Annotated in this window: 16 protein-coding genes; 9 read left to right on the top strand and 7 right to left on the bottom strand. The window is 68.4% G+C overall.

Annotation, left to right across the window (positions count from 1 at the left end):
- The first annotated feature begins 72 nt into the window (after positions 1-72).
- A complete protein-coding gene (gene gmd / locus VED21_RS03740) occupies positions 73-1,155 on the top strand; it encodes a GDP-mannose 4,6-dehydratase (protein WP_324880966.1) in 1,083 nt (360 codons plus the stop codon).
- A 4-nt stretch (positions 1,156-1,159) separates the two neighbouring features.
- On the opposite strand, the gene VED21_RS03735 is transcribed toward gmd, so the two are convergent.
- Positions 1,160-3,352 (bottom strand): tetratricopeptide repeat protein, encoded by a 2,193-nt coding sequence (locus tag VED21_RS03735; RefSeq protein WP_324880965.1) that lies wholly within the window; start codon positions 3,350-3,352, stop codon positions 1,160-1,162.
- A gap of 221 nt (positions 3,353-3,573) precedes the next feature.
- Here VED21_RS03735 and VED21_RS03730 point away from each other — a divergent pair, with 221 nt between their 5' ends.
- Positions 3,574-4,926: a tetratricopeptide repeat-containing glycosyltransferase family protein gene (locus VED21_RS03730; protein WP_324880964.1), complete on the top strand. Its 1,353-nt coding sequence runs from the start codon at positions 3,574-3,576 to the stop codon at positions 4,924-4,926.
- Positions 4,923-5,222, top strand: coding sequence for a hypothetical protein (locus VED21_RS03725; protein WP_324880963.1), 300 nt, complete (start codon positions 4,923-4,925; stop codon positions 5,220-5,222). Before VED21_RS03730 ends, VED21_RS03725 begins: the two co-directional genes overlap by 4 nt.
- A 10-nt stretch (positions 5,223-5,232) precedes the next feature.
- Here VED21_RS03725 and VED21_RS03720 read toward each other — a convergent pair whose 3' ends face one another.
- Genes VED21_RS03720 through VED21_RS03710 form a run of 3 tightly spaced genes read right to left on the bottom strand, consistent with a single transcriptional unit; the run spans position 5,233 to position 8,413 of the window.
- The gene (locus VED21_RS03720) at positions 5,233-6,159 is read right to left on the bottom strand and encodes a DUF1612 domain-containing protein (protein WP_324880962.1); all 927 of its coding nucleotides are present in this window, start codon (positions 6,157-6,159) and stop codon (positions 5,233-5,235) included.
- On the bottom strand, positions 6,153-7,169 hold the full coding sequence (gene galE, locus VED21_RS03715; protein ID WP_324880961.1) for a UDP-glucose 4-epimerase GalE: 1,017 nt from the start codon (positions 7,167-7,169) through the stop codon (positions 6,153-6,155). The genes VED21_RS03720 and galE overlap by 7 nt, the downstream gene beginning before the upstream one ends.
- Complete coding sequence (locus VED21_RS03710; protein ID WP_324880960.1) at positions 7,151-8,413, bottom strand: O-antigen ligase family protein; 1,263 nt, start codon at positions 8,411-8,413, stop codon at positions 7,151-7,153. Before VED21_RS03710 ends, galE begins: the two co-directional genes overlap by 19 nt.
- A gap of 173 nt (positions 8,414-8,586) precedes the next feature.
- Here VED21_RS03710 and VED21_RS03705 point away from each other — a divergent pair, with 173 nt between their 5' ends.
- The 5 genes from VED21_RS03705 (at position 8,587) to VED21_RS03685 (ending at position 14,891) form a co-directional block, all read left to right on the top strand.
- Positions 8,587-10,167 (top strand): glycosyltransferase, encoded by a 1,581-nt coding sequence (locus tag VED21_RS03705; RefSeq protein WP_324880959.1) that lies wholly within the window; start codon positions 8,587-8,589, stop codon positions 10,165-10,167.
- Between the two features lie 163 nt (positions 10,168-10,330).
- On the top strand, positions 10,331-11,809 hold the full coding sequence (locus VED21_RS03700) for an MBOAT family protein (protein ID WP_324880958.1): 1,479 nt from the start codon (positions 10,331-10,333) through the stop codon (positions 11,807-11,809).
- On the top strand, positions 11,799-13,082 hold the full coding sequence (locus VED21_RS03695) for a hypothetical protein (protein ID WP_324880957.1): 1,284 nt from the start codon (positions 11,799-11,801) through the stop codon (positions 13,080-13,082). Before VED21_RS03700 ends, VED21_RS03695 begins: the two co-directional genes overlap by 11 nt.
- A 189-nt stretch (positions 13,083-13,271) precedes the next feature.
- The gene (locus VED21_RS03690) at positions 13,272-13,931 is read left to right on the top strand and encodes a class I SAM-dependent methyltransferase (RefSeq protein ID WP_324880956.1); all 660 of its coding nucleotides are present in this window, start codon (positions 13,272-13,274) and stop codon (positions 13,929-13,931) included.
- A gap of 174 nt (positions 13,932-14,105) precedes the next feature.
- Entirely contained in the window at positions 14,106-14,891 is a 786-nt protein-coding gene (locus tag VED21_RS03685; protein ID WP_324880955.1) for an ABC transporter permease, read from the top strand.
- A 27-nt stretch (positions 14,892-14,918) separates the two neighbouring features.
- Here VED21_RS03685 and VED21_RS03680 read toward each other — a convergent pair whose 3' ends face one another.
- Positions 14,919-16,601: an ATP-binding cassette domain-containing protein gene (locus VED21_RS03680; RefSeq protein WP_324880954.1), complete on the bottom strand. Its 1,683-nt coding sequence runs from the start codon at positions 16,599-16,601 to the stop codon at positions 14,919-14,921.
- A gap of 496 nt (positions 16,602-17,097) precedes the next feature.
- Here VED21_RS03680 and VED21_RS03675 point away from each other — a divergent pair, with 496 nt between their 5' ends.
- Positions 17,098-19,599: a sulfotransferase gene (locus VED21_RS03675; protein ID WP_324880953.1), complete on the top strand. Its 2,502-nt coding sequence runs from the start codon at positions 17,098-17,100 to the stop codon at positions 19,597-19,599.
- A gap of 55 nt (positions 19,600-19,654) precedes the next feature.
- Here the strand turns inward: VED21_RS03675 and wecC are convergent, their stop codons facing one another.
- Entirely contained in the window at positions 19,655-20,920 is a 1,266-nt protein-coding gene (gene wecC, locus VED21_RS03670; RefSeq protein WP_324880952.1) for a UDP-N-acetyl-D-mannosamine dehydrogenase, read from the bottom strand.
- Entirely contained in the window at positions 20,901-22,106 is a 1,206-nt protein-coding gene (gene wecB, locus VED21_RS03665) for a non-hydrolyzing UDP-N-acetylglucosamine 2-epimerase (RefSeq protein ID WP_324880951.1), read from the bottom strand. Before wecB ends, wecC begins: the two co-directional genes overlap by 20 nt.
- Positions 22,107-22,201: the final 95 nt, after the last annotated feature.

Raw genomic sequence — 22,201 nt, 5'->3', positions numbered from 1 at the left:
GTTGACACTCCTTCATTCAGGGGATAGTGACTGCCAAACGGCCAAGTCCATTCGCCGATTGGGAGAGAGTCCTTGTCACGCGTCGCTCTGATTACCGGCATCACCGGCCAAGATGGTGCCTACCTTGCCGAGTTCTTGCTGTCGAAGGGCTATGTGGTTCACGGCATCAAGCGCCGCTCCTCTTCCTTCAACACCGGCCGCATCGACCACCTCTATAAAGACCCGCACGAGGCCACGCGGTTTTTCATGCATCACGGCGATCTGACCGACGCCACCAACCTGATCCGGATCATGGAGGAGGTGCAGCCCGACGAGATTTACAACCTTGCCGCGCAAAGCCACGTCCAGGTCAGCTTCGACACCCCGGAATACACCGCCAACGCCGACGGCATCGGCACGTTGCGGCTTCTGGAGGCCATCCGCATCCTCAAGATGCGCGACACGGTGCGGTTCTATCAGGCCTCCACCTCGGAGCTGTTCGGCAAGGTGCATGAGACGCCGCAGCGCGAGACCACGCCGTTCCACCCGCGCTCGCCTTATGCCGTGGCCAAGCTCTACGCCTACTGGATCACGGTGAACTACCGCGAGGCCTACAGCTTCCACGCCTCCAACGGCATCCTGTTCAACCACGAGAGCCCGATCCGCGGCGAAACCTTCGTCACGCGCAAGATCACCCGCGCCGTCGCCGCCATTCATCTGGGCCTCCAGGAAAAGCTCTATCTCGGCAACCTGGACGCCAAGCGCGACTGGGGCCACGCGCGCGACTACGTGGAGGGCATGTGGGCGATCCTCCAGCAGGACGAGCCCGACGACTACGTGCTGGCCACCGGCGAGACCCATTCGGTGCGCGAATTCGTCGAACTGGCCTTCGCCCGTGTCGGCCGCACCGTCGAGTGGACGGGCCACGGCGTCGAGGAGAAGGGGCTCGACGCCGGTACCGGCAAGGTGCTGGTGGAGATCGACCCTCGTTACTTCCGCCCGGCCGAGGTCGACCTGCTGCTCGGCGACCCGGCCAAGGCCCACGCCAAGCTCGGCTGGCGGCACACGACCAGCTTCGCCGATCTGGTCCACGAGATGGTGGACTCAGACCTCCAGGTCATCGCCCAGGAGGCCGGGCAGGTTCCGTCGGCCAACGGCTGGCACCCCGAGCGCTGATCCTTCACCGCCCCGCCGGGCCGGGAGCCAGAGCGAACGGAACCGGCGGCTGCCCCGCGCACCAGCGCCGCCACATGGCGCGGTAGGCGCCCTCCACCCGGCGGGCGAAGCCGGGTCCGTCGCACAGGGGCGAGGCCCGCATCCGCTCGCGCAGGCCCATCCGCAACATGGTGAGCCGTCCGGTGTCCTGGGCCAAAGCCACGGCGAGGGCGTGATAGGCCACCGCGTCGCCGGCCACCAGATCGCCAAGCCCGACCGCCGACAACAGGCTCGCCCCCACCCGCCCGGCGTGGCGGTCGCCCCTCAAGCTGACCACCGGCACGCCCATCCACAGCGCCTCGCAGGTCGTCGTCGTGCCGTTGTAGGGGAACGGGTCCAAGGCCACGTCCACCTCGCCGTAGAGCGACAGATGATCCTGGCTCATCGCACTCCAGGGCCGGATGTCGAGCCGGTCGGGCGCGATTCCGCGCGCCTCGAACAAGGCGGCCAGCCGCCGGCGGGTGCCGGCGTCGTCGAGTTGCCGGGCCTTGAGGAAAAGCCGGGAGCCCGGCACCGCCGCCAGGATTCCCGCCCACGCCGTCACCACCTCGTCGGTGATCTTGGAGACGTTGTTGAACGAGCCGAAGGTCACATAACCGCGCGTCGGGCCGGGCGGCGGCACCGGCTCCGGCGCGTCCGGCGAAGGGCGGTAGCACAGGAAGACGGGAGCCAACCGGACCAGCTTCTCGGTGTGGAAGGGATCGGCGTCGCCGGGTGGGTCGGTAACGGCGTCCACCAGCCGGTAATCCATGGCGTCGAGGCCGGTGGTGTTGGGATAGCCCAGCCACGTCACCTGCACCGGCGCCGGCTTGCGCGCGAAGGTCAGGATGCGGGAGTCGGCGAAATGGCCGTTCAGGTCGACCAGGATGTCGATGCCGTCGGCCCGGATCAGATCGGCCAGCGCCGCGTCCTTCACGCCGAAGGTCTCGCGCCACAGGTCGGCGTTGGCCCGGATCGCCTGGGTGAAGGTGTCCGGGCGCTTGACGTCGGAATAGCAGACCACCTCGACCTGGCGCCGGTCGTGACTGGACAGAAGCGGCAAGGTGAAATACGCGCACGAATGGCGCCAGAAATCGGGAGAGACGTAGCCTACCCGGAGCCGCCGCTCCGGGTCCCGGTCCCGCGTCGTGGCGCGTCTCTCCCCCGCCAGGGCGGCGGCGTGCCGGGCGGCGAAGGCGCGGTGCTCGGCAAAGACCTCCGAGCGCGACAGCCCGGTGGTGTAGTTGAGAACCGTCAACAGGTTCTGGTTGGCCAGCAAAAGCCCGGGGCGCAATTCCACCGCCCGGCGAAAGTTGGCGATGGCCGCCATCAGCCGGCCACGGGACTGCAAGCCGTTGCCGTAATTGTAGAAGGTGTCGGCGTTGGTGGGATCGGTGCGCACGGCCATGTCGTACACCTCGAACGCCTCGTCGAGGCGGCCCAGCTTGCGCAACGCCACCCCCAGGTTCGACATCGCCTGGGCGTGCCCGGGGTCCAGGGCCAGCACACGGTGGTACATTTCCACCGCCTCGCCCCCCCGCCCTTGCATTTGCAGCAGTCCGGCCAGCTTGAAATGAGCGTCGGCGTGGTCGGGCAAGGAGGCGACCAGCCGGCGGCAGGCCGCCTCCGCCGCCGCCAGCCGCTTGGCGATGGGCAGGCCGTGGTCGATGCTGTAGCGGCTTTCGCTCAGACCGGCCCGCAGGATGATGGCATGGGCCAGGAGGTTGCCGGCGTCCTCACGCTGGCCCAGGCGCATCAGGGCGTCGGCCAGCCGCTCCAGGGTATCCACCCAGTCGGGCCGGATGCCCAGGGCGTGGCGGTATTCGCGCGCGGCCTCGCCCGGCCGACCGGCCGCCAGCAGCGCGTTGCCGAGATTGACGCGGATTTCGGGATGGTCGGGGCGCTGGTCGACGGCCCGCCGGGACAGGGCGATGGCCTCGTCCAGCCGGCCCTGCCCCTTGAGCAGGACCGCCAGGTTGGACAGGGCGTCGGCGGCATCGGGCTGGAGCGCCAGCACCCGACGGATGAGCGCTTCGCCCTCGCCCACCCGCCCCTGCCGAATGAGCGTCATCCCCAGGAGATGGAGCGCCGGCGGATGCTCCGGCGCCACCGCCAGAACGCGCTCGCAGGCCTGCCGGGCCTCCGGCAGCCGGGCGGCCTGAAGATGCCGCGCCGCCATGTCCAAATCCCGCTGAAACATCGACATCCCGATCCGCCGGCCATAACCCACAAAGACCCCGCCATCGTGCCGCGTCGGCAACTCCTTGTCAGCCCTGGATATTCCCTCCCGCGCCGTCTCCCGTTTTGATCACCGCCCGGACGCTCGCAAATTCGCTCCAAACCCGATAAAACCAGACGTCTTCGCCCATCCGCCGCCCACTCCGAAGGGGTTTCGTCACCATGGACGCCAGCCAGCTCAAGGCCCTGCTCGACCAAGGTCTGCGCCATCACCATGCCGGGCGGCTGCCGGAGGCGCTCGACTGCTACGCCCGCTACACCCAGCACGACCTGACCCAGCCGGACGTGCTCAACAACATGGGGGTGGCGTTGCGGGCGCTGGGCCATCATCACGCCGCCGTGGCCAGCTACGAGCGGGCGCTGGCGCTCAACCCCGGCGCCCCCGGCACCTGGACCAACATGGGCAACGCGCTGCGCGAGCTGGGGTTGTTCGAGCGGGCGCTGGCGGCCCATGCCCGCGCGGGCGAACTGGGCGACCTCAACCCGACGCTGCTCCACAACATCGGCATCGTCTACCGCGACATGGGCGACATGGAGCGGGCCATCGCCCACTTCGACCGCGGCCTCGCGATGGACCCGGATCACACCAACTGCCGCTGGGACCGGGCGCTGGCGCTGTTGATGCTGGGCCGCTACACCGAGGGCTTGCGCGAATACGAGTGGCGCTGGAAAACCGACAAGGCCAAGTCGCGCCGCCTCACCGACCGGGCGTGGAACGGCGCGCCCCTGGACGGCAAGACCCTTCTGCTGACCACCGAGCAGGGCTTTGGCGACGCCATCCAGTGGATGCGCTTCATCCCGCAGGCGGCGGCGCGCGGCGCGCGGATCATCGTCGAAAGCCAGCCCGAACTTCGCCGCCTCCTGGAGCATGTCGAGGGCGTGGCCGGCTTCATGGAAGCCGGGACGCCGCCGGTGCCCCACGATGTCCAGCTGCCGCTCCTCAGCCTGAGCGGAACCTTGGGCACCACGCTGGAGACGCTGCCGCGCCAGGTGCCCTATATCACCATCCCCCGCGACCCGGCCTACGCCCTGCCGCCGGTGGGCGGAACCACGCGCCGCATCGGCATCAACTGGGCGGGCAAGCTGAAGCCGCGCGACCGCTCGTGTCCGCTGACGGCGCTGGCGCCGCTGTTCGGGCGCGCCGACGTTGCCTTCTACAGCCTGCAGATGGGGGGGCGCGCCGACGACGTCCACAAATTGGGCTTCTCCGGCCTGGTCACCGATCTGGGTCGCCATATCCGCGACTTCCACGACATGGCCCAGTTCATGATGCAGATGGATCTGGTCATCACCATCGATTCCGCGCCGGCGCATCTGGCCGGCGCGCTCGGTGTGCCGACGTGGACGATGCTGCTCTATGCCGCCGACTGGCGCTGGATGCTGGAGCGCTCCGACAGCCCCTGGTATCCCACCATGCGCCTGTTCCGCCAGACCGCGTGGGAAGACTGGTCGACGCCGACCGCCCAGGTCCGGGAAGCTTTCACCGCCTACATGAACGGGGAGCCGCCGGTATGACCCGCGCCGCCGTCCTTCTCCTGGCCCTCCTTGCCGCCGGCTGCTCGTCCTCGCGCTTCGACGACGCGGCGTACATCAAGAACAGCGGCGACTTCTCGGTCCCGGAGGGGGTGGAGCGGCGCTTCACCATCTGCCACGACCCGCTGTCCGACAAGGAAAGCACCCGCGAGGCCATCGATCGGCTGGTATTCGCCCAGTGCGGCCGCTACGTGGAGCCCCGCTCCGAGCGCGCGGCCGCCTGCACGCTCTTCCACCCCAGCCAGAAGACCTTCACCTGCCTTCTGCCGCCGGAATAAGGCGCGGCCCTCACCGCATCGCGCGGTAAAGGCGAAAACGTTCGCGGCCGCTGACCTCCTCGATGACGCCGGCGCCGGCCAGCCCTTCCAGCAGCATCATGGCGCCGCGCCGCGTCATGCCCACCACCTGCGCCACGTCGCCCGACGACACCACCGGCCGGTCGATGAGCAGCGTCACCACCTGCGCCAGCCGCGAGTTGCGGCGATGGCTCTCGCACCGCTCCATCAGCCGCTGGCGCGCCAGGGTCAGCGCCGCCAGATCCTTCACTCCCTGCGTCGCTCCGCGCGCCACGGCGCTCAGGAACAGCGGCAGCCAGCGCTCGGGCGGATCGAAGGGGCGGTAGTCGGCCAGCCCCTCGCGGAAGCCCCGCGCGATGGGGGTGAACGGCCCTTGCGTCTTGCCCCGCCGCCAGAGATAGACGGCCGTCAGGAGACGGCCGGTGGCCTCGCCGTGGCGCAAGGGGGCGAGGCGATGCCACGCCGCCAGCGCCAGCCCTGCCGCCGGCAGGGCCGGAGTGCGCTCCAGCTCCTCCAAGGTTTCCAGCCACGCCAGGATCTTGTCCACGCCGTCCACCCCCACCAGGGGAAGGGAGTCGGCGCCGATCAGGCGGCCGTGCAGTTCCAGGATGCCGTCGGCGGTCAGCACCTCGCCGGCCTCGGCCCGTGCCGCCGCCCGCCACGCCCGGACGATGCCGTAGCCCAGGCGCAACGCGGAATCGGCCGGTGCTTCCGCCGCGTCGCTTTCCCACAGGGCGATACGTTCGCTTTCCACCCACGCCGCCTCCAGCGCCGCCGAAGCCGAGGCATCGACGGCGACGGTGCGCGCCAGCCAGCCTTCGCGCGCCGGGTGGCCCTTCAGGCGCTCGTCGAGGCGGGCAAGCGCGCTTTCCGCGCGCTCCCAGGCGGTGGCCCAACCGGGCAGGGCGGTCGTCACCATCGCCCCGCCTCTTCCCTGGCCGGACTTTCCGGGGACGGCGCCAGCCGCCGATGCCACGCGCACGCCGTGGCCAGGATGGTCGGCAGGTCGGACAGGCGGGGCGCCCACCCCAGGATGTCGCGCGCCCGCGACGGGTCGGCCACCAGCACCGGCGGGTCGCCGGGCCGCCGGGGGGCTTCCTGGCGGGGAACGGGGCGGCCGGTCGCCGTTTCGATGGCCGCCACCACCTCGCGCACGGAATAGCCCCGGCCGGCGCCCAGGTTGGCCGCCAGGGGATCGCCGCCGGCCAACAGCCGCTCGATCGCCGCGACATGGGCCCGCGCCAAGTCCGAAACATGGACGTAGTCGCGGACGGCGGTGCCGTCCGGCGTGGGATAGTCCGTGCCCATGACCTTGAGCGGCGGACGCCGGCCCAGTGCCGCGTCGATGGCCAGCGGGATCAGGTGGCTTTCCGGCTCGTGGGCCTCGCCCAGCTCGCCGTCGGGATCGGCGCCGGCGGCGTTGAAGTAACGCAGCGCCGTCCAGCGCACGCCGTGCGCCGCCCCGTACCAGCCAAGCGCCCGCTCGACCGCCAGCTTGCTTTCGCCATAGGGATTGACCGGCGAGAGCGGGTGGCTCTCCACGATGGGCACGGACCGCGGGTTGCCGTAGACCGCCACCGTCGAGGAAAAGACGACCGCGCGAACCCCGGCCGCCACCAGGGTATCCAGCAAATTCAGGCTGCCGGTCAGGTTGATGCGGTAGTACCGCCCGGGCCGGGTCATGGACTCACCCGCCTGGATCAGGCCGGCAAAGTGCAGCGCCGCCTCCACCGGCTCGCGCGCCAGGGCGGCGCGCAGGGCCTCGGGTTGGGTCAGGTCCGCCTCGATCAGCGGCCCCCAGCGCACCGCGGCGCGATGCCCGCCCGCCAGCGAGTCGAGGGTAACCGGCACATGGCCTGCCGCCGCCAGCGCCTTGCAGGTGTGCGAACCGATGTAGCCGGCGCCGCCGGTCACCAGGATGCGGGCCATGGGCCATGCATCTCCGTCTTCAGGGCGCCCTCGCCCTCTGCCTGCCGGCGCCGGGCCGGATCATCGGCGGCCATCGCCAGAAAAGCCGCCGCCGTGCTGATCAGGCCGATCCACCAGCTCTGCCACAGGCCGTGGCTGACCGTCGAAACGGTGCACACGATGGCCAGAAGCGCCAGCGCCGTGGCGTGGGCCGGGCCGCTCAGCCGGCCGATCCGCCGGACGATCTGCACCAGGATGCCCAGCGTCAGGACGACGCCGACCAGCCCCAGATCGACCCAGACCTGGAGCGGCCCGTTGTGCGGGTGCATGGTGGTGTCACGGTTGCGCATGAAGACCACGGGTTCCTGGAACAGGTCCGGGGTGGAGCGGATCGCCTCCATCCCCCAGCCGAACAGCGGTTTTTCCAGCGCCATCCGGGCGCTCGCGTCCCAGATTTCCATGCGGGCTCCCGCCGAGGCGGTGCGCCAGTCGGTGAGGAACGACGGTTGGGCGTCGTGCAGGCCGAGCGCCAGCCACGGGGCGGCCAGAACGCCCACGACCAGCACGGCGGTCAGGCCCCGCCGGGCCACCGCCGGAGCCCGGGCGGCCAGCAGGTAGACGCCGCCCGCCGTGGCCATGCCCAGCGCCGCCGATTGGCTCTGGGTGCCCAGCAGCACGCCGAACAGCGTCACCGGCAGCAGGGCGGCGACCCAGGCGGGGACGAACCGGCGAGCCGCCAGCATGGCTGGCCACACCAGCACCGCCAGGACCATCGCCCCACGGTTGAGAACCGACGGGAGGACGCGCGGCCGGGACGGGATGCCGCGTACCGCGCGGTAGAGGGGATAGTTGAGGAGGAGTTCTTCCAGCAGCAGGGCGATCCCGACCGCCACGGCGGCGACGAAGACGGCCAGCAGCAGGCGTTTATGCCCCGCCTCCAGGGTTTGCGCCGCCGCCAGCAGGACAAGGCCGCCGGCCGTCAGATAGGCCAGCCGCAACACCCGGCCGGCGGCGAAACCGGGATCGGCGGCCCACAGGGCGCTGGTCGCCGCCCACGCCAGCAGGACCGCCAGACCGGCGGCCAGTGTCCGGTCCACCGGCGGCGGCCGCCGTGTCGCCCACAGCGATCCGGCGAGGCACACGACGGCGCCGACCAGAGGAAGCGCGCCCATGGCGGGCAGGACGAGGATGCTGGCAAGCGGGGCCGCCACGGCGATGAGAAGCAACCCGAAAAAGGCAAGGGGAAATTGCCGGTACGCACCCATGATGCTTTCCTGTCCGCCCATCCCACACCCGGTAAGATCGAACCCAAGGTGCCCGATCCGCCGGGCAGCGATGCATACACCGGGAACCCCCGGCCTCGATAGCGCCAAGGCGCACGAGGGCATGGCACCGTCGGGAGTGGCGACGGCCTTCGCCAGGGCATAGTATCGCGCTCATGACGATCGATCTCCATCCGTGGCGGGCGCTCAAGGCGAAGGCGGAGGCCGCGACGCGGCGACGCGGCCGTCTGCTCGACCTTCTGACCCATCCGGCCCTGCGCGGCCCGCGGTGGCCGCTTTACGCCCTGTTCCCCGCCATCCGGCTCGCCGTTGCCCACTACATCTGCCGCAACGGCCATGTCACCCGCGCCCGGCGCGAGCTGGGAACGGCCCGCCCGGCCGGCGCCCACCGCATGGCGGCGCGCCTGGACGCCATGCTCGCCGTGATCGCCGACGGTCATCCCGCCGCGCCGCCGTCGCGGGTTCCCGGGCGACCGGCAGCGAACGGATCGGAGAACGGGCCGGTGCTGATGGCCCTGTCCAGCTCCCTGCCCTTCCACCAGGCCGGCTATGCCCGGCGCAGCGACGCGTTGCTCCGCGCCCTGCGTACCCTCGGCGTCACGGCACACGCCGCCACCCGGCCCAACTTCCCGGCCGACCGGCCGGCTTACCGGCTCGGCCTGGTGACGCCGGCTTACCGGCTCGGCCTGGTGGCGGGAGACGGGACGGCGGAGCCGGGCGGCGTGGTCTACCAGCATCTGTCGGCGCCCGGTGTCGCGATCAACCGCAGCCCGGACGACGCCTATATCGCCGCCTACGCCGAGGCCCTGGCGAAGCTGGCCGAGGAGAGCGGGGCCGCCGTCCTGCATGCCCATTCCAACTTCATCAACGGGCTCGCCGCCGCCCAGGCGGGGCGGCGGCTGGGCCTGCCCGTGGTTTACGAGGTGCGCGGCCTGTGGTTCCTGACCCAGGCGGCCGAGGACCCGGAATTCGCCGGCAGCGAGCTGGCGCGCTACCAGCAGGCCATGGAGATGGCCGCCTTGGGGGCCTGCGACGCGGTGGTCGCCATCGCCGCCTGTCTGCGCGACGAACTCGTCCGGCTCGGCGTGCCGCCGGGCAAGATTCACGTCATGCCCAACGCCGTCGACCCGGCCCTGTTCGAGCCCGCCCCGCGCGACGCCGCCCTGGCGCGCGAGCTGGGGATGGAGGGACGCACGGTGGTGGGGTTCGCCGGATCGCTCAACGGCTATGAAGGCGTCGACCGGCTGATCGACGCGGTGACCGCCCTCGCCGCCGACGGGCTGGACCTCGGGCTGGTCGTCGCCGGTGGCGGCCCGGCGGCGGCGGCGTTGCGGCGGCGGGCGCGGCGGTCCGGCGGTCGCATCGTCTTCACCGGGCCGGTGGCGTTCGCGCGGATGCGCGCGCTCTACAGCGTGTTCGACATCTGCCCGCTGCCCCGACGGGACCTGCCGGTGTGCCGCGCGGTGCCGCCGATGAAGGCGCTGGAAATCATGGCCATGGCCAAGCCGCTGATCGTCTCGGCCCTGCCGCCGCTGCTGGAGTTCGGCGAGGAGGGGGTGAGCCGCCTGTCCTGCCCGCCCGACGACACCGCCGCGCTGGCGGCGGCCCTGCGCCGGCTGGCGCTCGACGCCGCTGAACGGGAGCGGCTGGGCCGGGCGGCGCGGGCGTGGGTGGTGGATCACCGCGCCTGGGATGGCATCGCCAAACGCTACCGCAACCTGTATCAATCCCTATAAGAAATCGAAAAGCGATAGCCGTTGATAGCGGCCCGGATTGCGGTTAGGATCGCCGTCTCTCATGGGAAACTCCGGCTTTTTCCCCATGTTTTCCGATCGCATTCCCGGAGGCGCCGAACGCGGCTTCATGCGCCTGCGGCAGGACTGACGACAGGTCCCATTCATGCTGTTCAATTCTGCGGAATTCCTGTTCGTGTTCCTGCCCGTCACGCTGGCGGGATTTTACATCCTACGGCGTTTGCGCAACGTCAATTTCTACGCCAGCTGGCTGTTTGCCGCCTCGATGGTATTCTACGGATACTGGTATCCCCAGTATCTGCCGCTCATCATGGGCTCGATCACCTTCAACTACGGCATCGGTCTGGCGGTCGGCCGGGCCACGCGGTGGCGTCGGCCGCTGGCGGTGTTCGGCATCGCCGCCAATCTGTTCGGGCTTGGCTATTTCAAATACACCAACTTCCTGGTCGACAACCTGAACGCGGTCCTGGGAAGCGGGTTATCCGTCGAAGCCCTGGCCCTGCCGCTCGGCATCTCCTTCTTCACCTTCCAGAAGATCGCCTATCTGATCGACGTCTACACGGGACGGCCGGCGGAGCGGAACTATCTGGCCTACGGCACCTTCGTGATGTTCTTCCCGCAACTGATCGCGGGACCCATCGTCCATCACAGCGAGATCCTGCCGCAGTTGCGCCGGATCGGCGGCCCCCAGCCGGTGCTGACCAATCTGGCGGTCGGCCTGACGGTCCTGACCTTCGGGCTGTTCAAGAAGGCGGTGATCGCCGACGGCATGGCGGTTTACGCCAACGCCATCTTCACGGCGGCCAACGCCGGGCAGGCCCTGTCGCTGGCGGAGGCGTGGCTGGGCGCGCTGGCGTACACGCTTCAGCTCTATTTCGACTTCTCCGGCTATTCGGACATGGCCATCGGCCTGGGCCTGATGTTCGGCATCCGGCTGCCGGTTAACTTCTGGTCGCCCTACAAGGCCACCAGCATCATCGATTTCTGGCGCCGTTGGCACATCACCCTGTCGCGCTTCCTGCGCGACTATCTCTACATCCCGCTCGGCGGCAACCGGAAGGGACCGGCGCGCCGCCATGTCAACCTGTTCCTGACCATGCTGCTGGGCGGCATCTGGCACGGGGCGGGGTGGACCTTCGTCATCTGGGGGGCGCTGCACGGCGCCAGCCTGACCGTCAATCATCTGTGGCGCGTCGTCCGGCCGACGGCCGGGCGGTCGGGCGCGACGGCGCGGGGCGCGTCGTGGCTGTTGACCTTCACCGTGGTCGTGATCGGCTGGGTCTTCTTTCGCGCCGAGTCCGTGCCGGTCGCCCTGGGGGTGCTGCGCGGCATGGCCGGTCTGAACGCCCTGCTGCCGGCCAAGGCCGCCACCCTGGCCATGCTGGCCCAGGGCTTCGCCGCCGCCGGTCTGCTGCTGACGCTGTGCCTGATCGCGCCCAACACCCTTCAGCTTATGCGCTCCGCCCGGCCGGCGCTCAACATCCCCGCCGAGGAGGGTGGCGGCCCGCCGGCGTGGCTGGCCTGGCGGCCGTCGCTGCGCTGGTCGGTGGCCATGACCGGCTTGGCCCTGGCGGCCCTGCTCAACCTCACTCAGATCAGCGAGTTTTTGTACTTTGACTTCTGAGAGCGAAAATCCCGGCGGGACCGAAGAAGGCCACGGCCGCTATCTGCGGGCTTTCCTGGGGCTGCTGTTCGGCGCGGCGCTCGGCATCGTGGCGTTGAACTGGTGGGTCGATCCCTACGGCATGTTCCGCGCCGCGCCCGCCGGCCTGGAGCCCGCCGGCTTCAACACCACCTTGCGCCTGAGCAAGGCCCGCGCGGTGGCGCGGATCAAGCCCCAGGCGATCATCCTGGGCACGTCGCGCGCCGAGTTGGGGCTGGACCCGTCGCATCCCGGCTGGCCGGTCGCCCCGGTCTATAACCTGGCGCTCAGCGGCGGCACCTTGTACGAGATGTCCCGCTACCTGCAACACGCCCAGCAGACCCGGCCGCTGACCCATGTGGTGATGTCGGTGGAGTTCGGCGGCTTCCTGGCCAAGACCTCGACCCAGAAGGGCTTCGACGAAACCGCCCTGGCCGTCGATGCCGACGGCCGACCGACGCCGCCGAACTGGCGCCGGATCATGCTGCCCCTGTTCTCCCGCGATGCCCTGGAAGCCAGCCTCGCGGCCCTGACCGCCCGCGCCGCCCCCAAGAACGCCATTCTCTACCACAGCAACGGCCAGCGCGAGTGGCGGTCGAAACTGGAGCAGGTCAAGCGGAGCGGCGGCTACCACCGGGACTTCGTCAAGCGCGAGGACATCTACCTGCGCTCGGTCCAAAACCGCAGGAACCAGCTTGAGGACGCGCCGCTGGCCTCTTTCGACCGCATCCTGGCGTTCGCGGCAACCCACGGCATCCATCTGTCGATCGTCCTGGACCCGGTACACGCCCGCCGGCTTGAACTGTACGACCTGACCGGCCGGTGGCCGCTGTTCGAGGCGTGGAAGCGCCGGCTTGCCGCCATGGTCGAGGCCCGGCGGCAGGCCGGCGCCACCATCGATCTGTGGGATTTCACCGGCTACAGTCCGGTCACCACCGAACCGGTGCCGCCCCCCGGCGACAAGAAGACCGAGATGGCCGGCTATTGGGAGGTTTCGCACTACAAAAGCGTGGTCGGCGATCGGGTCCTCGACACCCTGTTCGGCCGAACCGGGCCCGACGGCTCGTCCTTCGGCGTCCGCCTGACTCCGGAGAGCCTGGAGCCCCACCTGGCGCTGATCCGGCATGAGCAACAGGCGTTCCGAACCCGCTATCCCGAGGTGGCCGCCGAGTTGGCCGAACGCGCCAGGCGTCTCGCCAAGAGCGGCAAGGGGGAAAGCAAGGAAAAGCCGGACCTGAACGCCAGCCTGGATTGACACGGGCGGGGCATGGCGCGAATGAAACATGCCTTTGCTCAAAGGAGTATCTCTAATTGCTGAATTGAGAGGGGATGGCAGCCAAGACTACTATGCCGGACGTTTCACGAATTTCCGACACCCCATCCCATGCCGATAAGTAGACACGCTCCCTCGGATCAATATTATCCGGCGATCGAGATTAATCGCTTGGAACTGAAAAAAATCAAATATCATCCGACGGTCAGCCTTGTTCGCGATGAGTATTTTAAAAGATTCCCGGACAAGGCGGAGCGATTCGGCGAAAACGATTGGAAAAGAGTGTGCCATGTGTTCGGCCGCCTGTGCCGAGGCGACTCCCTTCTCGAAGTCGGTGTCGGGCAAGGCCCCTTCATCAATTGCGTCAGCCAGTCCCGAACCTTTGACCGGCTGATCGGCATCGACATCAAAAGCTACAGCATGTTTTTCAAAATCAGGGACAATTACGACGTTTTGACCATGAACGCCGCGGCCATGGCGTTCCCCGACCGATCCTTCGATGTGGTGACCTGCATGGAGGTGCTGGAGCATCTGGAACCCGACGTGTTCGAGCGCGCCCTGGCCGAGTTGCGCCGGGTCTGCCGCCACCAGCTTCTGATCACCGTTCCCTTCAAGGAGCCCCTGCCCCTGCCGAAATACCACAAGCTCCGCTTCGACGAGGCGGATCTGCTCCGCTGCTTCCCCACCGGCCGTTTCACCCTGCTGCGCAAGGACAATCCGCGCAAGGTCCCTTGGGTGCTGGTGGAAGAACGGGTCGATCGCCCCGAAGGCGCGGACAAACCGTGGGGATGGTTCACGCGGATCGGCGACATCATCGGGCGGGCGTTCTAGGGCGAAGCCCCGTGTCCGGCCCTGGACCTGCGAAAGACCGTCGTGCCCGGGCCTGGGTGGAACGCGGGCACTCCTGGATGGCGCTTGCGGCGCGCTCGGGCACTCTCTATGAAGCCCTCGCGGGCTCGGTTCAGCAGCCCACCCTTTCCTCCGCCTGCCCCCGACGCGAAGCCAATGATCGATATGCTGAAAGAGGTCTGGCGCTACCGTTACGTCGTCGTCGTCCAGACCTGGGCGACGCTGCGCGCCAGCAACGTCAATACCCGGCTCGGCCCTTTGTGGTGGTTCTTCGAACCGCTGGCGATGATGTTCGTTTACTACTTCGTTCTGCACACCATGATGGGACGCGGCGGCCCCGGCTACCACGTCTTCGTGCTGAGCGCGCTGATCGTCTGGAAGTGGTTTTCCCAAAGCGTGTCGCAATCGGCGGGAACCTTCGTCCGCAACCGCAACCTGATCCTCCAGGTGCGCTTTCCGTTGCTGTGCCTGATCGTCGCGCCGATCCTGGCCAATCTGTTCCATACCCTCCTGGGGGTGGCGGTGGTCCTGCTGTTCGCCCTGCGCGTGCCCGGGCTGGAACTGCTGTATCTGGTGCCGCTGTTCCTGGTTCAGTTCCTGTTCACGCTCGGCCTGTCGGTGCTGGTGTCCATCGTGAATGTCTATGTCCGCGATCTGGAGCACAGCCTGTCGGCCATCCTGCGCGCCTGGTGGTTCCTGAGCCCGGTGCTCTACGACGTGTCGCTGGTTTTGGAATCGGACCGGGTGCCGGAGTTCGCCAAGACGCTGTTCATGCTCAATCCGCTCGCCACCCTGCTGCCGGCCTATCGCGGCGTGCTGTTGGACGGCGTGGCGCCGGACATGGCGGCGGTCGGCGCCTGCGGTGCCGTTTCGCTGGTTCTCGTTCTTCTGGGAACCGCCCTGCTCCAGGCGCAGCAGCGCGTCATTCCAAAGATGATCTGACGGTGGCGGCTGGCGGCGGGAGAAGCGTCAGCGCGAGGCGTCGCGGCTGAAGCGCATGTAGGCGTCGATCACCGGCTCGGTCGGGCCGTCCATGATCAGGCGCCCCTTGTCCAGCCAGATGACCCGCTGGCAGGTTTCGCGCACGAAGGACATCTGGTGCGAGATCAAGATCATGCAGCGCGCCGCCTCGATCAGGCGGCTGAGGCGCGTGCGCGCCCGTTCGCGGTAGGCGTGGTCGCCGGCCGCCAGGGCTTCGTCGAGCACCAGGATGTCGGGCGTCATGGCGGTGGCGATGGCAAACGCCAGACGCGAGCGCATACCCGAGGAGTACTCGCGCACCGGCGCATCGATGAAGTCGGCCAACTCGGCGAAGGAAACGATCTCGTCCAGCTTGCGGCTGATCTCCCGGCGCGAGGCGCCCATCAGCGCGCCGCTGATGAAGATGTTGTCGTAGCCCGACAGGTTGCTCTTGAAGCCGGTGCCCAACGTCAGGATGCAGGCCCGCCCGTCCACCCGGACCGCGCCGCGATCGGCCTGGAACACCCCGGCGATGACCTTGGCGATGGTGCTCTTGCCCGACCCGTTGCGGCCGATCACGGCCACGGTTTCGCGCTCGCGGATGGCGAAGGAGACGTCCCGCAGGGCCCAGAACGGCTGACGGCCGCGCAGCAGACGCCCCAGCCCGCTGCGTTCCAGCCGTTGATAGGAGATGCCGACCTGGTCGAAGTCGATGACGACCGGCCGGTCGCTGCCCTTGGCCGGGGAAGACAGCTCCGATGGCGGGACGGCCGCCTCGCCCGGCACCGTCGGCACCGGCTCGCGGCCCCGTTTCCTGGCGGCGGGGCGCGATAGCCCCAGGGCCTTGGCAAGAGACTTCGGGCCGATCTCGGTGCGCGGCGCGACCGCCGGCGGCAGCCAGTCCCGCCAGGCCGCCGGCACCGGCTGCAGGCCCAGCAGCATGGGGGGCGACAGGGGCGCCTTGGTCGGGACGAAGATGGCGCGTTCGAAAGCGCCGCTCGTCCGGCCGAATTGCACGAGGTGCGGCAGGCAGTGAACCTCGGCGGAGCGGCTGCCGTGGGCGTCGGGGCACCAGATCTTGTCGCCCACGATCACGGGTTGGCGCAGGAAGCGCGGGCTGTCGGGCCGGTCGGGATCGCTGATCCCGGCACGCAGCAGACGCGGCGTGGCCCCGGCCACGCTCTCCAGGGCGCCGTCGGCCAGCTCGTATTCCCGGATCACCCCGTCCTCGGCCAACGAGACATAGAAGCTGTTCTCGTGGATGCGGGCGCCATAGGGCATGGGAAGGTCGGACAGCAGCACCTCGCCGGTATCCCAGGACATCACCGCGCCCCGTCCTGTCCCCCGGATTTCACCCAGGACGGCGAAAAGACGCCCGCGGGCATCCTCGGCCAAGCCATTCAGGAAAGTCAGCCCGCGCGCGCCGGCACCCGTCGGCGTCACCCCGCCGAACAGAGCGGGACAGACCGACAGGACGTGGCGGCTGTCGACGAAATCGCCGTCCAGGGTGAACTCGTCGATGGTATCGGCCCGTGTCGCCACGACCAGGACGCGCGCGCGCGCGGCGGAGGCATGAACGGCCAGCAGGCCGCCGCCGTTGGCGGTGGAAGGCAACCACTCCGGCCGCGCCACACGCCGTTCCAGGCCGATGACCGGCCCGTCGCTGGAACCGCTGACGCGGAAAACATACAAAGCGCAATTGTTGATCGCATAAATCCGGTCGCCCAGAAGGGCGCCGTCGCGAAAACCTACCCGAGGGAAGCTTTCCTCAAGGTCGATCACCTGCAACCAATCATAAGACGCCCGCTCGGTATCAAGCAGAGCGATACCGCCAAGGTTCTGTTGAACAAAATTGGCGACGGCAAGAAGCTTCATGTCAAGAGATGGCCGTTTGGAAAACTGGCGAGAGTTTGGCTAAAACCAATAACGGTGGCAATAACCGAACAGAAGCCACCGCAGAAAGCGCAACAAACAGCGCGAAACTGCCCCCTCGTAACGAACCTGTTCCGAAGTGTCAATGGCGATTATCGAACCGCCACATTCGCTCGACGATATTGCCTCCGGCCGGCAAGTCGATACAATTCGGATTCATCACGCGGCCCGCCGTTCTCCCGGAAGGCGGTCCGGTGACCAGAGGCCGGTCCTTTGGCCTCACCGCGGAGATGGCCATCTCCGCCTGGAGACACGGATGCACGTTTTTCTTCCCATCTATTTCAACGCCAGCCTGGGCGGTCTCCACGAGCACGCCATGGCGCAGATCAAGGCGCTGCGGTCGCGGGGGCACACCTGCACGGTCATGTGCCGGCCGGGCGCTTTCGCCGAGCGGGCCAGGGCGGCGGGGGGCCGGGTGGTGACCTCCCATTTCCGCGACCCGGACGAGGACGTCGCCAAGGCTTTGAGGCATCCGGGCATCGATCTGGTGCATGCCCATCCTTTCGCGGCGCGGCGGGTCGGGCTCAAGGTCGCCCAAACCCTGGGCGTGCCCTTCTTCCTGACCATCCACGGCATGTATACCGACGATCTGGAGACTTACGCTCCGTGCGTCGACATGGTGTGCGCGGTCAGCGACGCGCTGCGCGATCATATTCTGGCCCACACCGCGATGGAGCCGCGCCGGGTGGTGGTCCTGCGCAACGGGGTCGATACCGAGGTCTTCCGGCCGGACGCGTCTCCCAGCCGGTTTCCGCCCCCGCCCCGGGGGCTGCTGGATTGCGTCAACCGCACCCTGCGCGCCGTGCCTGCCCTGCTGCACCGGCCCGGCGGCGGCCGGGCCGCCGCGCCGCCGGCCGCCCCGGGCGACGGAGAACGCACCATCGTCTTCGCCTCGCGCTTCGACAAGGACAAGGCGTTCATCCTGGATATCATTCAGGAAACGTGGCGCACCATGGCGGAAACCGGCCGGTCGGACCTGCACTGGGTCATGGCCGGTGACGGCGTGCTTCGCCCTGATCTGGAAAAGGCCGCCGCCCAACTCAACGCCCGGACCGGCCGTCCTCTGGTCCGCTTCGAGGGCTGGCGTCCGGCGGCGGAGTTGGCGCACCTGTTCCGGCAAGCCGACATCGTCGTGGCGCCCGGGCGCTCGGCCCTGGAGGCCATGGCTTGCGGCGTGCCGGTGATCGCCGTCGGCAGCAAGAAGTACGTCGGCATTCTGCAAGGCGACGGCCTGCTCCAAGGCATGCACACCAATTTCGGCGGCATCGGCAACAAGCATAAGGACTATGCGCCCGGCGCGATGCTGCGCGACATCGACCGGATCATCGGCGATGGCGAGTTTGCCGACCGTTTGCGCGCCACCTACGCCGGGCTGATCGAATCCACCTATCGACAGGCGACGATCGACCGTTTGCTCGACGCGCTCTACACCATGAGCCTCGACGAGGGCGCGTGCAACGGCCGGCTGAGCCGTCAGCGGGTCCGCGTCGATCATCCCGGCCTGGGTTTCGCCGCCGCCGACGGCCGGTTGCAGTGGACGGCCGGGACCGTCCCCGGCTATCGGGCGTCCCTGGCCGAGAACGGGACGGCGCGCCTGGTTTCGACCCTGGCGGCGAAGGAGTCCGCCTATTTGGCGAGCGCGCCCGGAATTCACATCCGCCCCCCGGAAAACCCGAGCCTGTGGCCCATGAAGGCGGGAGCGGTGCATGCCCTGGACCTGACGGTGTCGGTCGAGGACGGGGCTCCCCGCCTGTGGCTCTGGGTTCTCGAATACAACGACCACAAGCGTGTCGGCCGCCTCCGTCTGAAGTTGCAGAACGGCACCAACCAGATTGTCTTCCGCGCCGCCGCCGATACCGTCAGCTTCCGTCTGGCCATCGGCCTGAGCGATTCCGGCACGGCGGTCCTTGGGCCGCCGCGTCTGTTCGAACTCGATCCGGAGCGAACCGAACCGTTCGAAGGCGGCCCCTTCGACAACCGGCGGGATCGCACCCTCCCCCCTCCCGAGCGGTACGAGGGAGGGAACCTGGTGTTCATCGTCGGCGCTCCGCGCTCGGGCACGACCTGGCTGCTCAATCTCTTGGCGGCCCATCCCGACGCGGTCGCGGCCACGGTCGACAACCTGGACATCCGCATCAACGACAAAACCACCCAGGAAACCAACATCTTCACTCCCAACCGCGCCCTGAGCGATGCCGAGATCGCGGCGCGGTTCCAGCGTTTATCGCAGGCCAATCCGGGCAAGGTGGTGGTGGAGAAGACCCCCTATCATCTGTTGCAGGTCGATCGCATCCGCCGCGTTTTCCCCCGGGCGGCGCTCGTCCTCGTCTTGCGGGACGGCCGGGACGTCGCGACCTCGATGATCCATGTCGGCCAGAACCAGGACAGCTGGTGGAAGGGAGCCCCAAAAACGATCGAAAACGCGGCCGAAATGTGGAAAACCTACGCCCAGGCGGCCTTGCGTTGCCAGTTCCTCCACGCGCCGCGCACCGTCCACTACGAAGAGCTGGCCGAAAATCCCGTCGGCGTGCTGACCGACCTGCTGGCGGCTCTGAATCTTTCCACCGCCGGGGTCGACCGCCAGATCGAGGCTTGCCGCGATGGCAAGGGCATTCCGATCAAAGGGGTGTTCCGGGAGGGCAAGGTCGGAGCGTGGCGGGATTTCCTCACGCCGCAGGACGTGGCGGCGTTCGAAGGTGTGGCCGGGCCATTGTTGCGCGCGCTCGGCCCCGCCGAAGCCGGCACGCGGGAGACATAAAAAAACCGGCCGCGGCGGGGCCAACCCCGCCGCGGCCGGTTCAGCCATGCCCGCGTCAGCCCGCCGGCCGGTCGCGCCAGAAGCCGCGGGTGTCGATGACGATCTTGTTGAGAAGCTGGGACGCCGTCACCGCCCGGAACATCGAGTGGTCGACCAGCAGCACCACGATGTCGGCCTGGCTCAGCGCCTCGCGCAGGTCGGCCAGGACGACGTTGTCAAAACCGGCCAGCTCCTTGGGCAGCGCCTCGACGAAGGGTTCAACCACCAGCATCCGGGCGAGCTTCTCCCCCGCCAGATGGGAGACGATCTCCACCGCCGGACTCTCGCGCAGGTCGTCGACGTCGGCCTTGTAGGCCAGCCCCAGGCAGGCGACGACCGGCGCCTTGAAGCGCTCGGCGTGATGGCGGATCTGCTCCAGCACATGGAACGGCTTGTGATCGTTGACTTCGCGCGCGGTGCGGATCAGCCGCGCCATCTCGGGCACGCTTTCGACGATGAACCAGGGATCGACGGCGATGCAGTGGCCGCCCACCCCCGGCCCGGGGTTCAGGATGTTGACGCGGGGGTGCCGGTTGGCCAGCTCGATGACGCGCCAGACGTCCAGCTCCAGCCGGTCGCAGATCATCGACAATTCGTTGGCGAAAGCGATGTTGACGTCGCGGTAGGCGTTCTCGGTCAGCTTGACCAGCTCGGCGCTGTCGGCGTCGGTGATCAGGCAGGCGCCCTTGACGAAGGTTTTGTACAGCTCCAGCGCGCGGGCGGCGCACCGCGGCGTCATGCCGCCGAGAATGCGGTCGTTCTCGACCAGCTCGGTGACCATGCGGCCGGGCAGGATGCGCTCGGGGCAGTGGGCCATCAGGATGTCGGCCTGCTCGCCCTTCTGGTGCGGGAAGCTCAGGTCGGGGCGCTGCTCGGCCAGCCAGCGGGCCAGCTGGGCGGTGGCGCCGACCGGCGAGGTGGATTCCAGGACCACCAGCGTGCCCGGCCGAAGCACCGGGGCGATGGAGCGGGCCGCCGCCTCGATGTAGCTGAGGTCGGCGCGCTTGTCGGCGACGATCGGCGTCGGCACGGCGATGATGAAGGCTTCCGCCGGCTCGGGATTCCGGGTGGCCCGCAGCTTGCCGGTGGTCACCGCCGCCTTGACCAGCATGTCGAGGTCGGGCTCGCTGAAATGCACCTCGCCCTGGCTGATCAGGGAAACCACCCGCTCGTTCACGTCCACGCCGACCACCTCGATGCCGCGGCTGGCGATGGTCGCGGCGGTCGGCAGACCGATATAGCCAAGGCCGATGACCGAGATCTTATTGAACGGGTGTCGCACGAAGCAGCTCCTTCACAATACGTTCGCTGGCATGCCCATCCCCGTAGGGGTTATGGGCGAGACTGGCCTTCTCATAGGCTGCCGGGTCGTCAAACAAGGTCGTGAAACCCTCCAGGATGCGATCGGCGTCGGTCCCGACGAGCTTGACGGTGCCGGCTTCCACGGCTTCCGGGCGCTCCGTCACGTCGCGCATGACCAGCACAGGCTTGCCGAGCGACGGCGCCTCCTCCTGGATGCCGCCGGAATCCGTCAGGATCAGACAGGACCGGTTCATCAGATAGACGAACGGCAGATAATCCAGCGGCTCGATCAGATGCACGCGCGGCCGGTCGCCCAGGATGCGCCGAACCGGCTCACGCACGTTTGGATTGAGGTGGACCGGATAGACGATCTCCAGATCGTCGCGATCGGCCATGCGGGCAAGCGTCGTGCAGATGCGCTCGAACCCGCCGCCAAAGCTTTCGCGGCGATGGCCGGTGACCAGCACCAGCCGCTTGGCCGGGTCGAGGAACGCGAAACGCTCCTCCATCGCGCGCTTGATCGCCGGGTCGCCGTCGATGCGCGCCACCACATGCAGCAGGGCGTCGATCACGGTGTTGCCGGTGACCAGGATGCGGCGGTCGCCCAGATTTTCGGCCAGCAGGTTGCGGCGCGATCCCTCGGTCGGGGCGAACAGAAGGTCGGCCATGCTGTCAACCACCCGCCGGTTCATCTCCTCCGGCCAGGGGCGCTTCAGGTCGCCGGTGCGCAGGCCCGCCTCGACATGGCCGATCGGCACCTGACGATAGAAGGCGGCGAGCGCGGCCGCCATGGCGGTGGTGGTGTCGCCGTGAACCAGCACATGGCTGGGCGCGCACTCCCCGATCACCCGCTCCACGCCTTCCAGCACGGCGGTGGTGATCTGGGCCAAAGTCTGCCCCGGCTTCATGATGTTGAGATCGTAGTCGGGACGAATCTCGAACAGGTCAAGCACCTGATCGAGCATTGAACGGTGCTGGCCGGTCACGCACACGATGGGCTGGAGACCGGGCTCGGTGCTCAAGCGATGCACGACCGGAGCCATTTTGATGGCCTCGGGCCGGGTTCCGAAAACAACGAGGACTTTGCGCATCAAGAAGCTTTCCTGGTCGCCGCAAGGCGGGGTTCGCAGATAGACCTTATCCGCACCGATTTCCAGTTGTGACACGGGCGATCCCAAGGACCCGGGCCGTCGTTCCGCCGACAAAAGACGGCTGGCCACACTCTTGCAATTCCTCTGGCCCTCTTGTCAACGCGTCATAC

Origin of the sequence: Azospirillum sp. (assembly GCF_035627195.1) — a bacterium.
GTDB lineage: Bacteria > Pseudomonadota > Alphaproteobacteria > Azospirillales > Azospirillaceae > Azospirillum.
The sequence above is the reverse complement of the archived record's forward strand: the minus strand, read 5'-3'. Positions and strand labels throughout refer to the sequence as shown.